This window comes from Bacillus sp. UNC125MFCrub1.1 (assembly GCF_000701305.1).
GTDB classification, from domain to species: Bacteria; Bacillota; Bacilli; order Bacillales; family Bacillaceae; genus Bacillus; species Bacillus altitudinis.
This window is the reverse complement of sequence record NZ_KL370769.1, coordinates 664,401-688,242: the sequence shown is the minus strand read 5'-3', so window position 1 is coordinate 688,242 and position 23,842 is coordinate 664,401. Positions and strand designations below refer to the sequence as shown.

22 protein-coding genes are annotated in these 23,842 nt (G+C 40.4%); 16 read left to right on the top strand and 6 right to left on the bottom strand.

Going from position 1 to position 23,842, the window contains the following annotated elements; translation table 11 throughout:
• The first annotated feature begins 94 nt into the window (after window positions 1-94).
• Genes N521_RS16240 through N521_RS16225 form a run of 4 tightly spaced genes read left to right on the top strand, consistent with a single transcriptional unit; the run spans window position 95 to window position 3,009 of the window.
• Window positions 95-1,948 (top strand): hypothetical protein, encoded by a 1,854-nt coding sequence (locus N521_RS16240; RefSeq protein ID WP_231493318.1) that lies wholly within the window; start codon window positions 95-97, stop codon window positions 1,946-1,948.
• Window positions 1,938-2,201 (top strand): hypothetical protein, encoded by a 264-nt coding sequence (locus N521_RS16235; RefSeq protein WP_008345079.1) that lies wholly within the window; start codon window positions 1,938-1,940, stop codon window positions 2,199-2,201. Before N521_RS16240 ends, N521_RS16235 begins: the two co-directional genes overlap by 11 nt.
• Window positions 2,201-2,719 (top strand): sigma-70 family RNA polymerase sigma factor, encoded by a 519-nt coding sequence (locus N521_RS16230; protein ID WP_029575466.1) that lies wholly within the window; start codon window positions 2,201-2,203, stop codon window positions 2,717-2,719. Before N521_RS16235 ends, N521_RS16230 begins: the two co-directional genes overlap by 1 nt.
• On the top strand, window positions 2,716-3,009 hold the full coding sequence (locus tag N521_RS16225) for an anti-sigma factor family protein (RefSeq protein ID WP_008345075.1): 294 nt from the start codon (window positions 2,716-2,718) through the stop codon (window positions 3,007-3,009). The genes N521_RS16230 and N521_RS16225 overlap by 4 nt, the downstream gene beginning before the upstream one ends.
• 44 nt (window positions 3,010-3,053) lie before the next feature.
• On the opposite strand, the gene N521_RS16220 is transcribed toward N521_RS16225, so the two are convergent.
• Together N521_RS16220 and N521_RS16215 are read right to left on the bottom strand one after the other, a co-directional pair.
• Window positions 3,054-3,689: a hypothetical protein gene (locus tag N521_RS16220; protein ID WP_017359387.1), complete on the bottom strand. Its 636-nt coding sequence runs from the start codon at window positions 3,687-3,689 to the stop codon at window positions 3,054-3,056.
• A 273-nt stretch (window positions 3,690-3,962) separates the two neighbouring features.
• On the bottom strand, window positions 3,963-4,142 hold the full coding sequence (locus N521_RS16215; RefSeq protein WP_008345070.1) for a DUF5325 family protein: 180 nt from the start codon (window positions 4,140-4,142) through the stop codon (window positions 3,963-3,965).
• Between the two features lie 113 nt (window positions 4,143-4,255).
• Between N521_RS16215 and typA the strand changes: the two genes are divergently transcribed.
• Both typA and N521_RS16205 read left to right on the top strand, forming a co-directional pair.
• Entirely contained in the window at window positions 4,256-6,094 is a 1,839-nt protein-coding gene (typA, locus tag N521_RS16210) for a translational GTPase TypA (RefSeq protein ID WP_012009833.1), read from the top strand.
• 96 nt (window positions 6,095-6,190) lie between these two features.
• Complete coding sequence (locus N521_RS16205) at window positions 6,191-6,472, top strand: YlaH-like family protein (RefSeq protein WP_048002867.1); 282 nt, start codon at window positions 6,191-6,193, stop codon at window positions 6,470-6,472.
• A gap of 29 nt (window positions 6,473-6,501) precedes the next feature.
• Here N521_RS16205 and N521_RS16200 read toward each other — a convergent pair whose 3' ends face one another.
• Entirely contained in the window at window positions 6,502-6,732 is a 231-nt protein-coding gene (locus N521_RS16200) for a YlaI family protein (RefSeq protein ID WP_008345063.1), read from the bottom strand.
• A 105-nt stretch (window positions 6,733-6,837) separates the two neighbouring features.
• Window positions 6,838-7,455: a YhcN/YlaJ family sporulation lipoprotein gene (locus tag N521_RS16195; protein ID WP_008345059.1), complete on the bottom strand. Its 618-nt coding sequence runs from the start codon at window positions 7,453-7,455 to the stop codon at window positions 6,838-6,840.
• A 139-nt stretch (window positions 7,456-7,594) separates the two neighbouring features.
• Here N521_RS16195 and N521_RS16190 point away from each other — a divergent pair, with 139 nt between their 5' ends.
• Window positions 7,595-8,917, top strand: a complete 1,323-nt coding sequence (locus N521_RS16190) for a PhoH family protein (protein ID WP_025207279.1) — start codon at window positions 7,595-7,597, stop codon at window positions 8,915-8,917.
• 15 nt (window positions 8,918-8,932) lie between these two features.
• Here the strand turns inward: N521_RS16190 and N521_RS16185 are convergent, their stop codons facing one another.
• Window positions 8,933-9,415 (bottom strand): hypothetical protein, encoded by a 483-nt coding sequence (locus N521_RS16185; protein ID WP_008345056.1) that lies wholly within the window; start codon window positions 9,413-9,415, stop codon window positions 8,933-8,935.
• A gap of 120 nt (window positions 9,416-9,535) precedes the next feature.
• Here N521_RS16185 and glsA point away from each other — a divergent pair, with 120 nt between their 5' ends.
• The 5 genes from glsA to N521_RS16160 all read left to right on the top strand — a co-directional run bounded on the left by glsA (window position 9,536) and on the right by N521_RS16160 (window position 17,545).
• Window positions 9,536-10,465 (top strand): glutaminase A, encoded by a 930-nt coding sequence (gene glsA, locus N521_RS16180; protein WP_035392166.1) that lies wholly within the window; start codon window positions 9,536-9,538, stop codon window positions 10,463-10,465.
• A 122-nt stretch (window positions 10,466-10,587) separates the two neighbouring features.
• Window positions 10,588-10,869, top strand: coding sequence for an Fpa/YlaN family protein (locus N521_RS16175; protein WP_003212509.1), 282 nt, complete (start codon window positions 10,588-10,590; stop codon window positions 10,867-10,869).
• A 205-nt stretch (window positions 10,870-11,074) separates the two neighbouring features.
• Window positions 11,075-12,286 carry a putative lipid II flippase FtsW gene (gene ftsW / locus N521_RS16170; protein WP_008345051.1) on the top strand — a complete coding sequence of 404 codons (1,212 nt, stop codon included), beginning with the start codon at window positions 11,075-11,077 and terminating at the stop codon, window positions 12,284-12,286.
• Between the two features lie 79 nt (window positions 12,287-12,365).
• Window positions 12,366-15,812 carry a pyruvate carboxylase gene (gene pyc, locus N521_RS16165; protein ID WP_035392164.1) on the top strand — a complete coding sequence of 1,149 codons (3,447 nt, stop codon included), beginning with the start codon at window positions 12,366-12,368 and terminating at the stop codon, window positions 15,810-15,812.
• Between the two features lie 299 nt (window positions 15,813-16,111).
• Window positions 16,112-17,545 carry a cryptochrome/photolyase family protein gene (locus N521_RS16160; RefSeq protein ID WP_017367181.1) on the top strand — a complete coding sequence of 478 codons (1,434 nt, stop codon included), beginning with the start codon at window positions 16,112-16,114 and terminating at the stop codon, window positions 17,543-17,545.
• Between the two features lie 39 nt (window positions 17,546-17,584).
• Here N521_RS16160 and N521_RS16155 read toward each other — a convergent pair whose 3' ends face one another.
• Window positions 17,585-18,508, bottom strand: coding sequence for a COX15/CtaA family protein (locus N521_RS16155; RefSeq protein ID WP_008345045.1), 924 nt, complete (start codon window positions 18,506-18,508; stop codon window positions 17,585-17,587).
• Window positions 18,509-18,897: 389 nt separating this feature from the next.
• On the opposite strand from N521_RS16155, the gene cyoE reads away from it, so the two are divergent.
• From cyoE to ctaE, 4 genes are all read left to right on the top strand, one after another.
• A complete protein-coding gene (gene cyoE / locus N521_RS16150) occupies window positions 18,898-19,815 on the top strand; it encodes a heme o synthase (RefSeq protein ID WP_024720296.1) in 918 nt (305 codons plus the stop codon).
• A gap of 278 nt (window positions 19,816-20,093) precedes the next feature.
• Window positions 20,094-21,161, top strand: a complete 1,068-nt coding sequence (gene coxB / locus N521_RS16145) for a cytochrome c oxidase subunit II (RefSeq protein WP_008345042.1) — start codon at window positions 20,094-20,096, stop codon at window positions 21,159-21,161.
• A gap of 188 nt (window positions 21,162-21,349) precedes the next feature.
• Window positions 21,350-23,221, top strand: a complete 1,872-nt coding sequence (gene ctaD / locus N521_RS16140) for a cytochrome c oxidase subunit I (RefSeq protein WP_007499823.1) — start codon at window positions 21,350-21,352, stop codon at window positions 23,219-23,221.
• A complete protein-coding gene (gene ctaE / locus N521_RS16135; RefSeq protein ID WP_007499822.1) occupies window positions 23,221-23,841 on the top strand; it encodes a cytochrome c oxidase subunit III in 621 nt (206 codons plus the stop codon). Before ctaD ends, ctaE begins: the two co-directional genes overlap by 1 nt.
• The last annotated feature ends 1 nt before the right edge of the window (window position 23,842 follow it).

Below are 23,842 nucleotides of genomic sequence, written 5' to 3'. Positions count from 1 at the left end.
TGAAGTAAAGGATTGTGTAGCGATGTTTGATTTGTTTAGTGATTTATCCCTCCATTTTGAAAGGTTTTTTATTTTAAATGAGTACAGTATCCACATGATTCAATGGTGTGTGCTTGGACTATTTGTCCTTTTCATTACACTTCCCATATGGAAAGAAAAGAAGAGTAGTTATGTATTTTATGCTGGAATCGTATTAAGAGTAGTTCTGCTAGGGAGTATGACACTTGAGATGATCCACCAAGTGCTAGCTAGACAGTATACGATCGAAACATTTGAAGTGCTGACAGATTTCATGCAATTTCTCATCTATGGATATGTCTTGCTTGCATCACTTTTCTATGTGATTTCTCTTCCTTATTTAAAAAATAAAGGCATGTTTTTTGCGTTTGATTTATCTGTGTTACTTCTGCCTTTATGTCAAACGGTGTTTATTGTGTTAGTTGAAAGCAAAAAGTTCTTTCTCAGCGGTGATACGGAGCTGGTATGGAGAGATTTGATCATCATTTTGCTTATGATTGGCTTTGCCGCTTTGGTACTTCACCTATTCTTTCGTTTGTTTTGGCATCAGAAGTGGAAAGAATTGCTGTTTTTCTATGGCCTGATTTTCGCTGCGCTGCTGTATATTTTTTATCCTTCTATCTCGAAGCATGAGCTGCAATCTTCGTTTAAGTCCATAGTGATTTTAGTGGCGGCCGCAGGAAGCTTTATGACATTACATTTGTTATGTGCGTTAATACAAAACAAGGTAAAGTTGAGACAGTGGGGTGCTGGGGGGATTGTCGTCTTTTTTATGCTGATGCTGAACCCAATCCTAAATCTCCCACATATCATGTTTCAATTTACTAAATCGGAACTGACAGATACTTTCTCAGAAGAATATCGCCCTTTATCTGAAGCAAGTGCAAAAGCATTCGCTTCAAAGTTTGTACCATCGGACACTACATTATATTCAACGACTTATAAACAGCCGATCTCTTATAACTATGTGTTTGCAGCCGATCAATATGAAGTGAATGTTTCTGCGTTTACAGGTGAATTAAACAGCTATTTTTATCATGGTCGCGCAAAGGGTCAGCATTTGACCGATAAAGAATATAGGGAAAAAACCATTGAATTTTTTGAAAGAAGCGGCCGATCCGTTGATCTAGACCGCATTCATATCGTCGTCGAAAAAGAAGACGGGGAGACAAGCGTTCTTCTTTTGCCAAAAATGTCTCAGAATAAAGATGAGAGCTTAGCGTTTGCCACCTGGAAAAAAGAGACGCTTCGACAAGCGCAATATGGGAACGCCATCTTTCAATTAAAGGATATAGACGGGATCAATTTAACAAACAAAGAAATGAAAACGAAAATTAATCGTATTTATAAAAAGTTAAGTTTACAGCCACCAGCTTACCAGATCACAGACGTTGATGCTTTTTATTTTGAATGGCAGCATGAAGTGACGGTAAAGACAGCCGATCAATCTGAATTTCTGTTTAATGGTTCAACGAAAGAATTGCTGAAAATACAGCTATCAAAAGCGATTCTTCAACAGAAAAAAGGAAATATCAGTGACGAAGATTTGTTTGAAATGATAGGGGAACAGTCAAAAGACGTGAAGACAGAAACAGGAACTCGTGAACACAAACAATATACTTTTCACGGGTCATCAAATTTACTTCATGTGACGAGAGATGCCGATGGAATTGAGTTGAATTGGCAATCAGACTCTTCTTTACCGCATACGGTATCGAATCAAGAACGTGATGAAGTCTATCAGCAAGTTCTCAAAAAGTATGAACCTTATACCATCTATAAAAAACAAATCAAGCCGGTGAGAATGATCGACAAAGAGGGAAAAATGGGCATTTCGTGGTTTGTGATCATTCAAACCTTCGGATCGAATGAGCGGAAAATATATGAAGTAAATGAACGAACAAAAGAGGTGCAACGTTTTGACAGATAAAGAAAAACAAGCCATCTTTCAAGACTTATATGAATTGTATCAGGAAGGGGAGCTTGGAGAAGAGGCTTCTAACTGGATGAAGACGCATGAAAAGCAGTTTCAGCATTCTGTTAAGGGAAATGAGTTTGCTCCTGCCCACACTGAGGATCAGAACGATTATCTCGAATTAAAACGCATGAAGTGGTTTATTTCTTCGTTATACTTCTTTTTTATCGTTTTATCAATTTGGATGACTGTGTGGTTTTATTTTTGATGTCTAGACCGACCAATCAAATTGAAAAAATATATGAAGAATATTTTCAGGAAATCACCAAATATTTATATCGCAGAACGGGAAATGTCGAAACAGCCAAGGACCTTGCGCAGGATGTATTTATCAAGGCACTGCATGGATTATCCTCTTTTAAAGGACATTCAAGCATTAAAACATGGCTTTACACCATTGCTTATCATACATTTGTCAACGACTATCGCCGAAAAATAAAACGAACTTTTACGGATGTAGAAAATGCTGATTTTTTAGAGCAACAGATATTCATGACACCTGAAGACCATTTAGAAACTCAAGCTGATATTCAAAGGCTGTGGAGCCAGATCAATCAATTGAAGGATTCTTACCGAGAAGTCCTCATTTTAAGAGATATTCAGGAATTATCGTATGAAGAAGTAGCGGAAATTTTGAATTGGACTTTACCTAAAGTAAAGACAACCCTTCATCGAGCAAGATTAGAGCTGAAACGAAAGCTACATTGTGAGGAGTTCAACAAATGAGCTGTTATTTGATTGAAGAACTATTACCACTTTATATAGAAGGGGACACGAGTGAAGAAACAAATCAATTAGTGAATGAGCACTTACGTTCATGCAAAAAATGCCTTCATCTATATGAAGAAATGAAAGAACCAGTCTCTATTGCAAAGTCAACAGATTTCATACCGTTCATAGATGAAAAAGAAGAAAAAAGAAAGTTTGAAAAGCGCTACTATGGAAAACTGTTATTAAGGGCAAGTATCGTTTTTAGTATCGTCTATCTCATCATGCTCTTGATCTATTGGATATAAGAAAGAACCCCCATCTGGATGAACCGGATGGGGGTTTTTTGAGCTTAGTTCAATTTTTCTTTAGCAATTTGAACTGCATCATAGAACGTTTTTAATTGCTCTTGAGGAATTTTCTTAAGCAATTGGTTGAAAACAAGTAATTCAGTAGAGCTGAATCCAAGACCTTTAGCGATTTTAGAATCAATTACAACGTTTCCTTTTTTGTCTAGAACAAGTGCATCACCAGCAAGATCAGCAATTCTGATCACTGATTTGAAAAGCTTTTCGAATTTAGTTGCTTCTTCTTTAGTAAGACCAAGTTCAACAGCTTTTTCTGCATCAAAAACTAATTTTCCTTTTTCGTTTTTAGTGATGCTTTCACTGAAAACGATTGTAAGAACAGCTGCGCGATCTAAGAATTTCTCAGCAGTCGCCGCTTCTTCTTCAGTCAAACCGAGCTCAACAGCTTTTTTCACATCAAATGTGTAGTTGTTGTCTTCCTCAACAAATGAATTGATGAGAATGCTGATAACACGCTCGTTTTTCTCCAATAAATCTTTAATAATTTGTTGCTGCTCAAAAGGAATCCCTTTGAAAGTTGCAGCACTTGCTTGCCCAGGAGCTACTGTTGTGAAAGTAAAAATGATAGCTAAAGCGAAAAATACAACAGAGCTGAGCGATTTGCTCAAAAACTTCTTCATGCTTCTTTTCTCTCCCTTTTCTGTTAAATTTTGTTGCAAGAACAGCATACCATGAGAAACTTTGTGGAAGAATAGGAAAAATGTAACTTTGTGTTTGATTTTGGAGAACTATAAAAGTTCTTGTCGAAAAATGGAAGAGTTCAGATTGCTTAGATTTGCCAACACTATATGAATTTTTTAGTTGAATCACTAGGATTACATAGGTGGTTGGTCTTGTTTTTACCCAAAATAAAAGCCTTCTACATGTAAAATGTAAAAGGCTTTTCATAAATTTTATGATTGTACGTTTAATTTTCGTTTTAATGTAAATCCTGTACCCATGAAAATCATGGCGAACACAATACTTAAGCATGTTCCCAGTATGCTTTTTTCTGCAACAGACACTCCAATAAACGCCATACTGACGACGGCAAGTAATGCACATAATAATAGAAGCCATTTGATTTGTTTCATTTGTCTCCATCCCTTTTTTTAGAGTTAATATAAGTTTACAGAAAAACGATCGGCATTTAAAGGGGATTGTGATATAATATGAAAGTTATCTAATTATTTTAGGAGATGAAAATGTGAAACTTCGAAAAGACCTTCGCAACATCGCAATTATTGCCCACGTTGACCATGGTAAAACGACGCTTGTTGACCAATTGCTCCATCAAGCTGGTACTTTCCGTGCGAATGAAAATATCGCTGAGAGAGCCATGGATTCAAATGATTTAGAGCGAGAGCGCGGTATTACGATCTTAGCTAAAAATACTGCGATCCATTATAAAGATACACGCATTAATATTTTAGATACACCAGGACACGCCGATTTCGGTGGTGAAGTTGAGCGTATCATGAAAATGGTAGATGGTGTACTTCTCGTTGTGGATGCATATGAAGGTTGTATGCCTCAAACACGATTCGTGCTAAAAAAAGCACTTGAGCAAAACTTAACACCAATTGTTGTTGTCAATAAAATTGACCGTGACTTTGCTCGTCCAGCTGAAGTAGTTGATGAAGTCATTGACTTGTTCATTGAATTGGATGCAACAGAAGAACAGCTTGAATTCCCAGTTGTATATGCATCAGCAATCAATGGTACAGCAAGTAACGATGCTAGTAAGCAAGATGAAAACATGGAATCGTTGTTTGAAGCGATTGTCAACCATATCCCATGCCCAGTCGACAACCATGAAGAGCCGCTTCAATTCCAAGTGGCGCTACTTGATTACAATGATTATGTTGGAAGAATTGGAATTGGCCGTGTATTTAGAGGAACGATGCAAGTAGGACAGCAAGTTGCTCTAATGAAAGTGGATGGCAGTGTAAAACAATTCCGCGTGACGAAGATTTTTGGTTTCCAAGGGTTAAAACGAGTGGAAATCAATGAAGCGAAAGCTGGAGATCTTGTCGCAGTATCTGGTATGGAAGACATCAACGTAGGTGAAACAGTCTGCCCGGTAGAACACCAAGAGGCTTTGCCGATCCTGCGTATTGATGAGCCGACACTTCAAATGACATTTGTTGTGAATAACAGCCCATTTGCAGGCCGTGAAGGAAAGTACGTGACATCACGTAAAATTGAAGAGCGTTTAGAACAGCAGCTTCAAACAGACGTAAGTCTTCGTGTAGATCCAACGGATTCACCTGATGCTTGGGTCGTATCAGGACGCGGTGAGCTTCACTTATCCATTCTGATTGAGAATATGAGACGTGAAGGATTTGAACTGCAAGTATCGAAGCCAGAAGTTATTGTAAAAGAAGTTGACGGTGTTCGATGTGAGCCTGTTGAGCGCGTTCAAATTGATGTACCAGAAGAGCACACTGGCTCTATCATGGAATCAATGGGCGCAAGAAAAGGTGAAATGATTGACATGATCAATAATGGTAATGGTCAAGTTCGCCTGATCTTTACAGTGCCATCACGTGGTTTAATCGGATATACAACTGAATTTCTTTCATTAACTCGTGGTTTTGGTATTTTGAACCATACATTTGACAGCTACCAGCCGATGCAGTCTGGTCAAGTTGGCGGACGCCGTCAAGGTGTACTTGTTTCAATGGAAACAGGTAAAGCAACTGCTTACGGAATCCAAGGCGTTGAAGAGCGCGGTGTGATTTTCGTTGAGCCGGGTGTTGAAGTATACCAAGGAATGATTGTTGGTGAGCATAACCGTGAAAACGATCTTGTTGTCAACGTGAGCCGTATGAAACAACAAACAAACGTACGTTCAGCGACAAAAGATCAAACGGTTAGTATGAAAAAACCACGTATTATGTCACTTGAGGAATCTCTTGAGTACTTAAATGAAGACGAATACTGTGAGGTTACACCGGAATCGATCCGTTTAAGAAAGAAAATTTTAGATAAAAACGAACGTGAGAAAGCTGCGAAGAAGAAAAAGCTAGCAGGATTATCTTAATTCCATGAAGAATTAAAAAGATAGAACCCTGAAAGATAAGGGGAGGGAATCTTTTTGAATGATCAGGAAGTAAGTGAGAATCTATCCTTTTTCGCGATGCTGTTTCGTGTCGATGAAAATCCGCAAACAGGGATGTGGCTCCTATATGGCACCATCCTTGTTTTAGCGATTGTTGTTTTTAAACTCGGATTTGCTAGACGTTTACCGATTTTAAAAGCACTTGTCATTTATTTGTTTTTGATTTTTGGTTGCACGTTTCTCACATTTCTAGGTATCTTCTTGCCAGTCGCAGAAGGCCTGGTTGTGGCAGCTGTCATTTTGATTATTTATAAAATACGACTGCATCGTGCGAAAAAAGAAGGAACAGTAAGTACGTAAAAAAGACCTGAACTTGTGTCAGGTCTTTTTTATGTCTTCTGTTCTTTTTTTCCTTTTTTCTTCTTTTTCTCTTTCGTCGCAGGATCTTGATAAAGAGAGAATCTGCCAGTTTTGATGCGTGCCTCTGTCTTTACTTTAATTCTTTCTTGGCAGTCATCGCACATATATGTATGAATCGGTCGATTTCTTAACCGTTTAGCAACAAGTGTATCATCATTAATGGTTTCAAGCTTTTCACATAATGAGCACTTCACTCTCATCATTTTCACCTCACTTTGGTCATGCCTTCATTATAGCATGTTTTTTGAGCTACTTAAAATCAGCATAAAAAAGGCTTATATCACAAGAGATATAAGCCGTTCTCATTATTTCTTCTGATTCATATGATGGTTTGATTGATCGTTTTGGTTTTTTTCTAATTGCTTTTGATCTTGTTGTTTGAGCTGATGATTCGGATCATTCGTTGGATCTGTTTCGTTACGGTCGATTTCATTTCGAGGCATTTCTGGCATAACACGTCCCACAATGGCTGCTAGTTCATCCATAATTCCGCTTACTGGCCTGCCTGCTTGTATTTCTTTACCCATTTCCTTTAAACGGCTCACTGTATCTGGATCAGCGACGACAACAGCATTCGCACCTTCTGGGTCATTTTTCAGAGCTTTGGCGACTGAATATTTAATGGTTTCAACTTTGCTTCTATCTAAATCATCTTTTACATCAATGCCAACGACAGCGTACTTGCCGATGACGATCGCTGTTGCGTCATTTACATCTGCTACATGCTCAGTCACATTCACTAGGTGTTTTGCCACATCTGTTGATGGGCGGGCTTTGTCAGTGTTTTTCTTGGATGAGTCTGATACTCTTACTAAATGCTTGTTTCCGTCTTGATGTTCTTGTGCCAAAGGCTTCTCTTGATGTTGGCAAGCGCCTAATAAAAGAATGGTTTGAACCATGAATAACGTCAAAAATAGTCGCATGTGTATTCCCTCCTTCACAAACTGCATGATTTATTTTATTGTTGAATTAACCTTCTAACTTTATTCATGAAAACATATATTTTAACAATCGTTTTTGGAAAGACAAGATGAATGAAACCCCGATCAGGAGGCGAAGGACCTGAGTAAAATTTATGTATTAGACACAAATGTGTTATTACAGGATCCGAATTCAATCTTTTCATTTGAAGACAACGAGGTTGTGATTCCGGCCGTAGTGTTAGAAGAAGTAGACTCGAAAAAAAGATATATGGACGAGGTTGGGCAAAACGCACGACGTGTCTCACGTTTAATCGACGGGTTGAGATCGAAAGGGAAACTGCATGAAAAAATTACGCTGGAGTCAAAAGGAACGCTGCGTATTGAGCTGAATCATCGCTCTTTCCATGAACTTCAAGAAATTTTCATCGAAAAAACAAACGATAACCGGATTTTGGCTGTTGCGAAGAATTTGAGCTTAGAGGAAGAAACAAAACCGGATGGCCGGCCTGTCATTTTGGTCAGCAAAGATGTCCTAGTGCGAGTAAAGGCGGATGCCATTGGTCTGCAAGCAGAGGATTTCTTAAGCGATCGTGTGCTGCAAAATGAAGACATTGATAACGGCTATCACGAGCTCTATATTCCGACTGAGCAGCTGAATACATTTTATAAGCAAAATCAGTTACCAATAAAAGACGTCACCCAAACGCCATTAAACCCTCATCAATTTGTTATTATGAAGGGAAATGAGGGTGGTTCTGCTTTGGGGATGCTTGATCAAAAAGCAGAGCATGTAAAACGGCTTATTTATGACCAAGAACATATTTGGGGAATTCGCCCAAAAAATGTCCAGCAAACGATGGCGCTTGAGTTACTTTTACGCCGCGATATTCCGCTTGTGACACTTATCGGAAAAGCGGGAACAGGAAAGACACTGCTTGCACTTGCTGCTGGATTAATGCAGACAGAGGACCTCGGCATGTTTAAAAAGCTCATCGTGGCCCGCTCCATTGTTCCTGTCGGTAAGGACTTAGGGTATTTGCCAGGCGAAAAAGAAGAGAAGCTCAGACCGTGGATGCAGCCGATCTATGACAACCTAGAATTTTTATTTAACACAAAAAAACCTGGTGAACTCGATGCGATACTAGCGGGCATCGGTTCAATTCAAGTGGAAGCTTTAACGTATATTCGCGGGAGAAGTATCCCTGATCAATTTATCATTATCGATGAGGCGCAAAACTTAACAAAACACGAAGTAAAAACATTATTAACGCGGGTTGGTGAGGGAAGTAAAATTGTGCTGATGGGAGACCCAGAGCAGATTGATCACCCTTATTTAGACAGCTTAAATAATGGGCTCACATATGTCATTGAGCGTTTCAAAGGGCAGCAAATATCTGGACATGTCAAGCTTGTCAAAGGAGAAAGGTCTGGACTTGCACAGCTTGCAGCTGATTTATTATAGTCCAGACCCGCTATCTTATGTAATGATTAACTCTTTGACGCCTTTAATCGGCTGAGTGATGTTGGACTGATCCTCGAAATAAACGTGGATTGGTCCTTCTTCTGTTATAGGTTTTCCATTTTGGCTGAAATGGGCAATGCTATCCATCGCCTTAGAGAGCGGAACAGCAATTGTTTCTGTTTCTGTGACAAATTCACACGTCTCCGCTTGTTCGAGCGGTTCTGCATTTTTTATCATGTCGCCAAGTTTCATCCCGAAGCTGCCTGTGACAAGTCTTTCTTTTTCGTATTTTTTCTCTGTTTTTAATGTGGGTGGAAGTGTTTGACCTTCTCTTATGACCCGCTCTTGATCAAGCTCCTGATCTAGCTGCTGCTCTTCGTTTGCTGCACTTTTCTCAAAAAATGAATCCATTAAAAATTTACGGTCATCAAAAATCCATACACTCGGATCAATGGTGATCTTGTATTGTACGTTCCCCTTAATTTGAATAATGCTCATGTTCAAGACAACCCCTTTCCAACATAAATTATAGAAGTTTTCGCCCGCTTTGTCACTTTCATAAACATGCACCTCCTTGTACAAACTACGATTAGACGAAAAATAGGGAGGATTTTGGGCATGGCATGTCGTGACAATGAAGAGCTTCAGCGATTTGTAGAAGAGGCAAAAAAGGTGGCCAAAAATGGAAAGGTAGCATCCTATATTCCGGCACTCGGTAAAGCGGATCAATCGGATTTATCTGTCGCTGTTTATCATGTGAGTAATACGTGCCACTCAGCAGGAAATGTTGATAAACGATTCACCCTTCAAAGTATTTCAAAAGTATTAGCACTGGCGCTCGTGCTCTCAGAAGAAGGACCGAAAAAAGTGTTTCAATATGTTGGACAAGAACCGACTGGCGACCCGTTTAATTCGATGATTAAACTAGAGACAGCAAGCCCAAATAAGCCGCTTAACCCAATGATTAATGCAGGAGCGCTTGCCGTTACAAGTTTAATAAGAGGGGCAACGCCGCAAGATCAGCTGAACCGGCTGCTTGGTTTTATTAGAGAGCTTGCCAATGACACCACCATTACATATTGCAAAGAAACCGCTGCATCCGAATTTGAAACATCAATGATTAACCGCGCAATGTGCTATTATATGAAGCAATATCATATCATTAAAGGGAATGTAGAAGAGGTGATGGACGTCTATACGAAGCAATGCGCCGTCATGATGAACAGCCTGGATTTGGCGAAGATCGCATGTGTTTTTTCATTAGATGGCAGGCATCCAGAGACAGGAAAGCAAATCCTTTCGAAAGATGTCGCTAGAATTTGTAAAACGTTTATGGTTACATGCGGTATGTACAATGCGAGCGGGGAATTTGCGATCAATATCGGAATCCCTGCTAAAAGTGGTGTTTCAGGCGGAATTATGGGGGCGGCGCCATACGACTTTGGGATAGGTATATTCGGGCCTGCTTTGGATGAAAAAGGGAATAGTATTGCGGGTATTAAGCTGCTTGAGCTCATGAGTGAAAAATATGAGATGAGTATCTTTTAATGACGAATGGCTTCTTTTTATTTTTACAGAGCGAACTGTACAAATCTGCTTGCAATTTTGGGCGTTTCGCTTTATGATAAATAGAAGAATTAGGTACTCGCCTGGGGAACGGAGGGATACTTTTGGCGTCAGAAATTTTAGTCGATCATCGGCAAAAAGCACTGGCTTTATTAAAATTGGATGCAGATAAAATTTTAAAATTGATCCAAGTGCAAATGGACAACTTAACGATGCCGCAATGTCCTCTTTATGAAGAGGTTTTAGATACTCAAATGTTCGGATTATCGAGAGAAATTGATTTCGCTGTCCGGCTTGGATTAGTTGATCAACATGAAGGCAAAAAACTACTCGATAAACTTGAGAGAGAATTATCCGCACTTCATGATGCGTTCACAAAAAAATAATGATTGAAAACTCAAACTTCCACAACATAAGTTTGAGTTTTTTTGTCCGCCTTTTTATTTGATGCCAAACGGACTTGATTGTCTCATGAAAGACGAACAATATAAAGAGGTAAAACGGGATCAAACGGAGAAAATGTAGTAGAATAAGAACAGCTAAGAGAAGAGAATGTCAAGCAGTAGAAATAGACGTTAGGAAGAGGATTATATGTTAAAGAGAATGCTAAAATCGTATGACTACTCATTATTGTTCGCCATTATATTAATTAGCGCATTCGGCTTGGTGATGGTGTATAGCTCAAGTATGATTACATCTGTGATCAGATATGATGCTGCGCCAGATAATTTTTTCAAGAAACAGCTTTTATTTATGATTGTCGGGGCGGTCATCTTGATTTTTACAGCCCTCATTCCGTATCAGCTGCTCTTAAATAAAAGATTCCAAATTGTGATGCTTTTGTTATCTGTGTTTTCTCTCATTTATGTGTACTTTGGCGGTCACATTGCAGGGAATGCTAGAAGCTGGATCAAATTTGGACCTTTTAGTCTTCAGCCAGCGGAATTCGTGAAGATCGTTGTCATCATTTATCTTGCTGCTGTCTATGCAAAGAAGCAGCATTATATTGACCATATTTTAAGAGGGGTGACACCTCCAATTGTGGTTGTCTCCATCCTATGCGGATTTATTATTTTACAGCCAGACTATGGGACAGCTTTTATCATTGGTATGATTGCCCTTGCGATGATTTTATGCTCAGGGTTTAGCGGCAAAACGCTGGCCAAGCTGCTCGCTTTATTTAGTGCGGTGATGGTTGTTGTGACACCGTTTATTATTCTTTTTTGGGATAAAATTTTCACGCAGAATCGTCTTGGACGTTTTGAGAGTTTCCAAGATCCATTTAAAGACGCAGGCGCTTCTGGGCATCAATTGATTAATTCATATTATGCGATTGGGTCAGGCGGCTTTTTTGGGCTTGGTCTTGGAGAGAGTGTACAAAAGTATGGATACCTTCCAGAACCGCATACAGATTTTATCATGGCAATTATCTCGGAAGAGCTTGGTTTTTTCGGTGTATTTTTTGTCCTTGCTCTCCTTGGCTTTATTGTCGTGAAAGGTTTTTACATTGCGAGAAAGTGTGAAGATCCGTTTGGAAGTTTGCTTGCAATAGGAATTTCTTCAATGATTGCCATCCAAACGTGTATTAATTTGGGTGGTGTTTCAGGTCTCATTCCGATCACTGGGGTCACACTTCCGTTTATCAGCTACGGGGGATCGTCTATCATTTTACTGAGTGGATGTATGGGAATATTGCTGAATATCAGCATGTTCACTGAATATAAAGAGCGTTATAAAAAGAAAAAATCAATCAGCAAACCATCGATTCAAAAAAATGGATTGCAGAAAACTTTGAATCTTTAGAAAACAAAAGTGTACAGTTTTCATTTCTTCCTTTATTATAGAGTACATATAAAATTTTAAGGGATATGGAGGAGTGAGAATGTCACAGAGAACAATTCAAAAGGTTCTAGTTGCAAACAGAGGGGAAATCGCTATCAGAGTCTTTAGGGCCTGTACGGAGCTCAACTTACGTACAGTGGCCATTTACTCCAAAGAAGACTCGGGCTCTTATCATCGCTATAAAGCCGATGAAGCATATCTAGTTGGAGAAGGGAAAAAGCCGATTGATGCCTACCTTGATATCGAGGGGATCATCGAAATTGCAAAACGAAATGACATGGATGCGATTCATCCAGGATACGGATTTTTATCTGAAAACATTCATTTTGCAAGACGATGCGAAGAGGAAGGCATCCAATTCATCGGCCCAACTTCTCAACATTTAGATATGTTTGGAGATAAAGTAAAAGCGAGAGATGAAGCGAAAAAAGCTGGAATTCCAGTCATTCCAGGAAGTGACGGGCCAGTTGATTCGGTCGAAGAAGTCGAAAAATTCGGTGAAGAATACGGTTACCCGTTTATTATTAAAGCTTCACTTGGAGGCGGCGGCCGAGGTATGCGGATTGTCAGATCAAAAGAGGAGCTGAACGAAGCCTATGACCGTGCAAAGTCAGAGGCGAAAGCGGCTTTTGGAAATGACGAAGTATACGTTGAAAAGCTGATTGAAAATCCGAAACATATTGAAGTGCAGGTGATTGGAGACAATCACGGCAATATCATTCATTTATATGAGCGTGACTGCTCTGTTCAAAGGCGTCATCAAAAAGTCATTGAGGTTGCACCAAGTGTGTCCCTTTCAGATCAATTGCGTGAAGACATCTGTGAAGCGGCTGTTCAGCTGGCCCAGAATGTATCGTATATCAATGCAGGGACTGTAGAATTCCTAGTGGCAAATGGTGAGTTTTATTTTATTGAAGTCAATCCTAGGGTCCAAGTGGAACACACGATCACAGAAATGATCACAGGTGTCGATATCGTCCAAACCCAAATTCTTGTCGCAAAAGGACATGACCTCCACAGCAAAGAAGTCGGGATACCAAAACAAGAAGATATCTTTACACATGGATTCGCCATTCAATCAAGGGTCACAACAGAAGATCCTTTGAATGACTTCATGCCAGATACAGGAAAAATCATGGCTTACCGTTCAGGCGGTGGTTTTGGAGTACGTCTTGATACAGGAAACAGCTTCCAAGGTGCGGTGATTACACCTTATTACGATTCACTGTTGGTCAAGCTGTCTACTTGGGCACTTACATTTGATCAAGCTGCGGCTAAAATGGTCCGAAATTTACAAGAATTCAGGATTCGTGGCATTAAAACAAATATCCCGTTTCTTGAAAACGTTGCAAAGCACGAGAAGTTTCTAAGAGGGGAATATGATACATCGTTTATTGATTCAACACCAGAGCTATTTAACTTCCCTAAGCAAAAAGACCGCGGAACGAAAATGCTTACTTATATTGGTAACGTTACCATTAATGGGTTCCCTGGTATTTCGGAAAATAAGAAGCCTCATTTTGATCAACCAAATGTGCCGAAACTTGCTGTCCATGAAACGATTCCTTCTGGAACAAAACAATTGTTAGACAAGCATGGACCTGAGGGGCTCGCCAATTGGGTGAAAGAGCAAAGCAGTGTACTTTTAACGGATACAACTTTTAGAGACGCACATCAATCCCTGCTTGCAACACGCTTTAGAACACACGACTTAAAGAAAGTTGCGCAGCCAACAGCAGGTTTATGGCCAGAGTTATTCAGTATGGAAATGTGGGGCGGCGCTACATTTGATGTGGCATATCGTTTCTTGAAAGAAGATCCTTGGGAAAGATTGAAAGAGCTTCGTCAAGAAGTGCCAAACACTTTGTTCCAAATGCTATTAAGATCATCAAACGCTGTCGGATATACAAACTATGCGGATAATGTGATTAAAGCATTTGTAAAGGAATCGGCAGAGGCAGGCATTGACGTCTTCCGTATTTTTGACAGCCTAAACTGGGTCAAAGGCATGACGCTTGCCATTGATTCTGTTCGTGAATCAGGCAAAGTGGCAGAGGCAGCGATTTGTTATACAGGTGATATTCTTGATCCATCACGTCCGAAATATGATTTGAAATACTATGTCTCTCTTGCGAAGGAGCTTGAATCCGCAGGCGCTCATATTTTAGGCATTAAAGATATGGCGGGATTATTAAAACCGCAGGCGGCTTATGAACTTGTATCTGCTCTAAAAGACGAGCTCACGATTCCAATCCATCTTCATACACACGATACGAGTGGAAATGGACTCTTCACCTATGCAAGAGCGATTGATGCAGGTGTTGATATTGTTGATGTTGCTGTCAGCTCTATGGCGGGGCTCACATCACAACCAAGTGCGAGCTCATTATATTATGCTTTAGACGGACATGAAAGAAAGCCCGAAATGAATGTTCAAGCGGTTGAACGTCTTTCTCAATATTGGAATTCCGTCAGAAAATATTACCATGAGTTTGAAAGCGGAATGAATTCACCGCATACAGAAATTTATGAGCATGAAATGCCTGGTGGCCAGTATAGTAACCTGCAACAGCAGGCGAAAGGGGTCGGCCTTGGCGACCGCTGGAATGAAGTAAAAGAAATGTACAGACGTGTAAATGACATGTTTGGTGACATTGTGAAAGTGACACCGTCTTCTAAAGTGGTCGGAGATATGGCACTTTATATGGTGCAAAACGATCTGACAGAAGAGGATGTTTATGAAAAAGGAGCAACACTGGATTTCCCAGATTCGGTTGTTGAATTGTTTAAAGGCTATTTAGGACAGCCTCATGGCGGATTCCCAGAAAAATTACAAAAGCTGATTTTAAAAGGGGAGGAGCCGCTTACTGTCAGACCAGGTGAGAAACTGAAACCAGTGGACTTTGAAGAAATCAAAAAGCAGTTCAAAGAATCGCATGACTTGACGTTAACAGAACAAGATGCCATTGCATATGCTTTATACCCGAAAGTCTTTTCTGAATTTGTTCAAACAGCAGAAAGCTATGGAGACATCTCTGTTCTTGACACACCAACCTTCTTCTACGGCATGAGACTTGGTGAAGAAATTGAGGTAGAAATTGAAAAAGGGAAAACCCTCATTGTCAAACTCGTGTCAATTGGAGAACCGAATCCGGACGCTACAAGAGTGCTTTACTTTGAGCTGAATGGACAACCGCGTGAAGTGGTCATTAAGGATGAAAGCATCAAATCCTCCGTTCAAGAAAAAATGAAGGCAGATCGCTCAAATCCAAATCACATTGCGGCATCGATGCCAGGCACTGTGATCAAAGTGCTTGTTGAAAAAGGACAGAAAATTTCTCAAGGTGAGCATTTGATGATCAATGAAGCGATGAAAATGGAAACGACGGTACAAGCACCGTTCTCAGCAGTCGTGGATGAAATTCATGTCACGAATGGAGAAGGGATTCAAACTGGAGATCTGTTGATTGTCTTAAAGCCTGAATAATGAGTGAGACACATCCACTGCGATGTGTCTCAGCGTGTAGACAAACCCTTGCATTCTTTGTCAGTCCTGCGTGCTGGTGCTCACGAATGTCAAATTCGCTCCGCTCCAGTACTCGTTCTTCCTAGACTTCAAGGGCTTTCTATCACGCTGAAAAGAAGACAAAGGGCTAAAATAAAGAGCATTTTAGCCCTTTGTCAACAATCCAAGACACATCCACTGTGATGTGTCTTTTTTTGAGCGCATTAAAATGTGCAGCCGCCTGTTAGAGTGATTACACTATAGAATGAGGTGAAGAAAGAGTGGAAATTGTCGTGATTTGGTTTCGCCGAGATATGCGATTGGATGATCATATCGCCTTATCAAAAGCGATCACATATGCAAAAAAACATCAGTACCGATTATTTGCTTTTTATCATCTAGATCCGTTTTTTACAGAAATGGAACTGGATTTGAACAACGAACATTTCTTTCAAAACTTGGCCAATTTCGTCAAGGAAGCGAGAGAATCTCACATGTATGTTCATCTCATTCATGATGATATTTTGTCCGCTTTTCAAAAGCTCATGAATGCTTATGACATCAATGCGGTCTTTTTTAATGAGGACGAAGTAGGAAATGGTCGAACACGTGATGAGCAAGTGACCCGTTTCTTAGAAGAAAAGGGCATTCATGTGTCAAAGTGGCAAGATACGCATCTGCATGGGGCGAGAGATATTTTAAAAGCGGATGGGTCTCATTATCAAGTGTTTACTCCATACTATCAAGCGTGGCGGAAGCAGGAGAAGCAGTCTGTGATAAAAGTTGACAAATCATTTCTGAGCAGTGAGCACACGATTTGTGATGAGTCACTTTCTGAAAAGGGAGATGAGAAACTAAGGGACATCATCAAGAAATGTACAAGGAAATTCGATCAGATTGGGTCAGACAAAGCGAGAAGCACGCTAGACGGCTTTATTCAAGAAAGATTGACGCGTTATCACGAGAAACGAGATATTCCGTCTGTTTTTGGGACGAGCAAGCTGTCTCGGTTCTTAAAAACTGGGACCATTTCTATTCGCACGATCTTTCATGCTGTCAATGAGGAAGAACTTTTTGAAGATGAGGGCAAGGAAACATTTATCAAAGAGCTGGCATGGCGTGATTTTTATCATATGATCTTTGCGCATTATCCAGAGATGAAAGAAAAAGAAATCAACTCCTCCTTTCAACATATAAAATGGAATGATGATGAGACACTTTTTGAAGCTTGGTGTAAAGGACAAACAGGCTTCCCGCTCGTTGACGCTGGGATGAGACAGTTAAATGAAGAAGGCTGGATGCATAACCGTTTGAGAATGGTGACGGCTTCATTCCTGACAAAAGATTATTTCATCGATTGGAGAAAGGGCGAAGCGTATTTTGCGAGAAAACTTGTCGACTATGATGAGGCTTCGAATATTGGGGGATTTCAGTGGGCGGCCTCTGTTGGAACGGATGCGGTTCCTTACTTCCGTATTTTTAACCCAACGACCCAGTCGAAACGATTTGATCCAAGCGGAGAATATATTAGAAGGTATGTACCAGAACTAAAGCATGTGAATGAAAAATGGATTCATGAACCGAGTAAAATGCCGATAGATGAGCAAATGAAATCGGGATGTGTGCTAGGGGATACATATCCTCTGCCTACAGTCGATCATCAAGAAAGACGAAAAAAAGCCATTTCGCTATTTGAAGAAGCGAAACAAACATAAAAGAAATCCCCCTTTTCGGATGAAAGGGGGATTGTATGTTTATCTGAAAGGCTCTCTATTTTCATATTTAAACCGGGCAATGAGTAAGCAGAAGTAGCATAGTACCCCAAACAAACAAGAAATAAAGAATGAATGAGCAAGCGCATAACCGAGTGCGAGCTGAGAATAAACAGACATGACACCAGAGATCGCTTGAAGTGTAATCAGAATGGCTGAAATGATCCATCCATAATACAGCTGCTTTTGTTCTTTATAATGTTTAAGGGCATGGAACATCGCAACAAATATCCAAACGAATAAAAGAAGGGCTGCTGCTCGGTGAGACATTTGAACCCATTGATTAAAATACGCTGGAAGTGCGCCATCTTTTGAACAAAATGGGAAGACAGAGCATGCAAGACTTGATTTTGTATGTCTCACATAGGCGCCCGTATACACCACAATATACGTATATGTGATCAACCCATAAATATGGAACTGCATTCTTTTGCCGATATGAAGCGGCTTCACAAGCTTTGTTTCAGATCTGGTTGCTTCAAACACAAGCAGGGCCAGCAGTAAAATGGAAGCAAAAGAAATCAGTGAAATACCGAAGTGCAGTGCCATGACAAGTGCGTTAGAACCAAACACAACTGCGAGTGCCCCTAACAGCGCTTGAAGCAGTAAGAATATAATGGACATGATGACCAAAAATTTGGTTTCACGGAATACTGGACTGATTTTTTTCCAGCATAAGACCGCCAGTGCCAGTACAAGAATGGTGGAAACTCCTGTTGACATGCGGTGGCTCCATTCGATAATGGAAGCAGGGTTCATTTCTGGAAAGAAACGACCGTGGCAAAGGGGCCACTGTCTGCCGCAGCCAAGACCGGAGCCAGTTTTCGTCACAAGCGCACCGCCAATCAGAACGATCAGCATCACAAATGTTGTGACAACGCTCAATAACCTTAAAGCAAATTTCATCAAATGATTTCACCTTCTCTAAATAACTTCTGATCTAAATGAAAACCTCACATGCTCTCAAGTTTAAGCCAAATGCGTGTTCTGTTGCAATTCATAATGACCAAAGTTCACAAAAAAATGATATGTTAGTTCACAAAGTTTACAGATTTAGAGTGCTTGATCTTTCTTTGACAGTCTGATAGAAATAGAGGAGAGAATATTTCATTTTGCACCGCCTTCTGAAACGCACATCCTAATAAATTCACGAAAAGTTCACAAATAACTTCAAGTTTGTCGTTTATTATTTAATAGGATGTTTTTTTACAGCTCTTTATCTTGTATGATAGAGTTGTAACGATTTTACGTTTTATTCGTTCGTTTGAAGGTTTGGGCAAGGGAGGTTATACACATTGGCAAATTCCAAAACAGCCGCGGAAGCAGCTATTCATGGACAAATAGAAGAAACAACCGCTTTAAAAGATTTTCTTGCTCTTATTAAAATGGGCATCGTCAATTCCAATTTCATTACAACTTTTACTGGAATGTGGCTTGCTTTTTATTTTACAGGTATGAGTTTCCTTGGGAATCTTGATATTGTGCTGTTAACAATGATTGGTTCTTCTCTTATTATTGCCGGTTCATGCGCCATTAATAATGCGTTTGACCGTGATATTGATATACTAATGGAAAGAACAAAAACAAGACCGACGGTGACAGGTAAAGTTCAGCCAGGTCAAGCGTATGCATTTGGTATTCTGCTTGTTGTACTTGGACTGATTATGCTTCTGATGACAACTGTTACATCAGCAGTGATTGGATTTATCGGTGTGTTTACTTATGCAGTTCTATACACGATGTGGTCTAAACGCCATTACACCATTAATACAGTCATTGGGAGTGTATCTGGTGCGGTTCCGCCATTAATTGGCTGGACAGCTGTTACAGGCACCATCGACACAACGGCTTGGGTCCTGTTTATGATTATGTTCATCTGGCAAATTCCACATTTCTTATCACTTGCGATTAAGAAAACGGAAGATTACCGCAAAGCAGGTATTCCAATGCTGCCAGTTGTTTACGGCTTTGAAGTCACAAAACGCCAAATCATCATTTGGACAGCATGTCTTCTTCCGCTTCCATTTTTCTTAGGTGGATTAGGATGGCCGATTGTCGCACTTGGCACATTGCTGAACATTGGATGGCTCGTCATTGGTCTTATGGGCTTTAAAATGAAAGATATCATGAAGTGGTCTACACTCATGTTCGTTTATTCATTAAACTACTTAACGATCTTTTTCGTTGCGATGATTATTATTACACTATTCTAGAGTGAAATACACTTTGATCACATCAAAACAATGGCTATATCTTATAACACAACATTTTCTTACAACTATGAAAGCCGCCTGATATTCAGTTCTATTTAGGCGGCTTTCTGTTTATACATAGATGGTATTTTGAGTAAAAACATCATTTTTTTATGAAAAGAGGAAATGTAAGTGCTTTTATAAGAGGCGGGGGTTATGGATGGGTGAAAGGTGATTTTATAAATAAGAGGTAAAACCGAAAGGCAAAGGAGATCAAGCAAAAGGGGTTGGGACAAATTATGATAAGAAAATGGCGTGTTTATTCACTGTTTCTCTTACTGACGCTCGTTTTGGCGGGCTGCGGTGAACCATACTTATCAACACTCAAGCCAGTTGGGGAAGTAGCAGATAAACAGTTTTTCCTAACGGTACTGAGTACACTTATTATGGTTCTTGTCGTTATTGTTGTATCGATCATTTTCTTTTACGTCATCATTAAATTCAAACGTTCTAAAGTGGGAGAAGATACGATTCCTAAACAGGTAGAAGGGAACCGTAACCTCGAAATTACGTGGACAGCGATTCCGATACTTCTACTCATTATTCTCGTTGTACCTGTTGTGGCATACACGCTTGAGCTAGGGGATACAAGCGCCATGGATAAGAAAAAACGAGATCCTGAAAAAACACTTGTTGTGAATGTAAGAGCCAGCTTATATTGGTGGGAATTTGAATACCCTGATTATGGGATTGTGACAAGTCAGGAATTGATTGTTCCAACTGACCAAAAGGTTTATTTTAAGCTGAAAGCATCCGATGTGAAACACTCTTTCTGGGTTCCATCGGCTGGGGGTAAAATTGATACAAATACAGACAACGAGAACAAGTTTTATTTAACATTTGACTCAAAACGAACGAAAGATGCTGGAGAATATTTCTATGGGAAATGTGCGGAGCTTTGTGGTCCATCACATGCTTTAATGGACTTTAAAGTTAAAACGCTTTCTCAAGATGAGTTTTTAGGCTGGACGAAAAAGATGGCAGATTATAAGAAGCCTGCATCTACGTCAGATCTAGCCCTTGAGGGTGAAAAACTCTTTAAAGAGAAAAACTGTTTAAGCTGTCACGCGGTAGAGCCTGGAGATGAACGGCCAGAGGCGGCAAGGACTGCACCAAACCTTGCAACCTTCGGAGAGCGGACAAAAGTAGCTGGAATTAAAGACATGAACAAAGAAAATGTCAAAGCATGGCTGAAAGATCCAGAGAGCTTTAAACCAGGTAATAAGATGACAGGGACGTACCCTAAACTAAATGATTCAGAAGCAGATGCACTCTACGAGTATTTAAAAGGTCTTAAAATACAGTAAATGCCTTGAGCAGCTTGAAGTGGTGCACATTCAAAAGGGTATACGATCTATGTGAAGTTTTTGTTAAGAGCTCCCGAATAAGTCTCTACATCCAAGAATAAGTCATCTGTCAGATATAGTCTGTTTTTAGAACGTGAAGATAGACATTGATATGAAAAGGGGCAAATGGGAGATAAGAGGGGGATTTCATGGTGAGTACAATAGCTAAAAAGCGGGGGTTTGGCGCTGTCTTATGGGATTACTTAACGACGGTTGACCACAAAAAAATTGCCATACTATATTTAGTGGCAGGGGGATTTTTCTTTTTAATTGGTGGCCTGGAAGCGATGATTATCCGTATTCAGCTAGCCATCCCTGAAAATGATTTTGTGAGTGCAGGGTTTTACAATGAAGTCATGACGATGCATGGAACAACGATGATTTTCCTTGCAGCAATGCCGCTTTTATTTGCATTAATGAACGCGGTTGTACCCATTCAAATTGGTGCACGTGACGTAGCGTTTCCATTTGTGAATTCACTTGGTTTTTGGTTGTTCTTTTTCGGAGGAATTTTCTTAAACCTTGGATGGTTTATGGGCGGAGCACCTGATGCAGGCTGGACTGCCTATGCGTCGCTCACGCTGAATTCAGAAGGGCACGGCATGGATTTCTATATTTTAGGGTTGCAGATAGCGGGTATTGGTACGCTAATTGCCGGAATCAACTTTCTTGCAACGATTATTAATATGAGAGCGCCAGGTATGACGTATATGAGAATGCCGCTCTTTACCTGGACGACGTTTGTGGCATCTGCACTAATTTTATTCGCATTCCCGCCGCTGACAGCAGGACTTGCGATGCTGATGCTTGATCGAATGTTTGATACGAGCTTTTTTAATCCAGAGCTCGGCGGAAATACAATCATCTGGGAGCATTTGTTCTGGATTTTTGGACACCCAGAAGTGTATATCTTGATTTTGCCGGCATTTGGGATTTTCTCTGAGATCATTCCGGTGTTTGCAAGAAAAAGATTGTTTGGTTATTCGTCCATGGTGTTTGCGACTGTATTAATTGGTTTCCTTGGATTCATGGTGTGGGCGCATCACATGTTCACAACAGGACTTGGTCCAATTGCCAATGCGATCTTTGCCGTAGCCACAATGGCGATTGCGGTGCCAACTGGAATTAAAGTATTTAACTGGTTGCTCACCATATGGGGCGGTAATGTGAAGTTTACAACGCCGATGCTATATTCAGTTGCGTTCATTCCGTCATTCTTACTTGGCGGTGTAACCGGCGTCATGCTTGCAGCAGCAGCAGCGGATTATCAGTTCCATGACACGTACTTTGTTGTGGCGCATTTCCACTATGTCATTATCGGTGGTGTGGTCTTCGGTATTTTAGCTGGTGTGCATTATTGGTGGCCGAAGATGTTTGGGAAAATACTGAATGAGAAGCTTGGGAAAATTGGCTTTGTGCTGTTTTTCGTCGGTTTCCATTTAACGTTCTTTATCCAGCATTTTCTCGGTCTTTGGGGCATGCCGCGCCGAGTCTTTACATTCTTGCCAGGTCAGGGTCTAGACCTGGGGAACTTGGTCAGTACGATTGGGGCACTGTTCATGTTTGTAGCAGTTGTGATCATGCTGATTAATATCATCTGGACGACAGCAAAAGGAGAGCGTGTATCGGGCGATCCTTGGGGAGATGGAAGAACGCTTGAATGGGCAGTATCTTCACCTCCGCCAGAATATAACTTTAAGCAGCTGCCTCTTGTACGGGGACTTGATCCATTATGGATTGAGAAAATGGATGGTAAAAAAGGAATGACAGCATCTGAACCGCTCGATGATATTCACATGCCGAATAATTCCATCTTGCCTATCATTATCTCATTCGGTCTATTTGTGTCAGCGTTTGGTTTTATGTATCGTCAAGAACACAGCTGGGGTCTACCGGTGATCTTCATTGGTCTTGGGATCACGTTTGCGACCATGCTCGTTCGCTCTCTTAAAGATGATCATGGATACCATATTCACAAAGAAGATTTGACGGATGACGATGACAAAGGGGTGAAAGCATAATGGAACCACAAAAAATGACAGCGGAAACCTTTCCGGCTTCTCCTGAGAAAGCCACGTTAGAAGGAAAGAATAAGTTCGTCGGGTTCTGGTTGTTTCTTGGGGGAGAAACGGTCCTGTTTGCATCTTTGTTTGCCACTTATTTGGCGCTGAAAAATTCAAATGCAGGCGGCGCAACAACAACTGAAATGTTTGACCTCACACTTGTCTTTATTGCCACAATGCTTCTGTTAACGAGCAGTTTAACGAGTGTGTATGCTATGTATCATATGAAAAACTTTGCCTTTAAAAAAATGCAGCTTTGGCTAGGTGTAACCGTTCTTTTAGGTGCTGGATTTTTAGGGGTAGAAATTTATGAGTTTTATCATTATGTGCATGCGTATGAATTTACCATTACGAGCTCTGCACTTGGCTCTTCCTTCTATACGCTTGTTGGAACACACGGGGCTCACGTCGCATTTGGACTTTGCTGGATCACCGCTCTGATGATTCGGAATATGAGACGCGGACTCGATTTATACAATGCACCAAAATATTATGTGGCGAGCCTTTATTGGCACTTCATTGATGTTGTGTGGGTCTTCATCTTTACCGTTGTATATTTAATGGGAATGGTGGGATAAG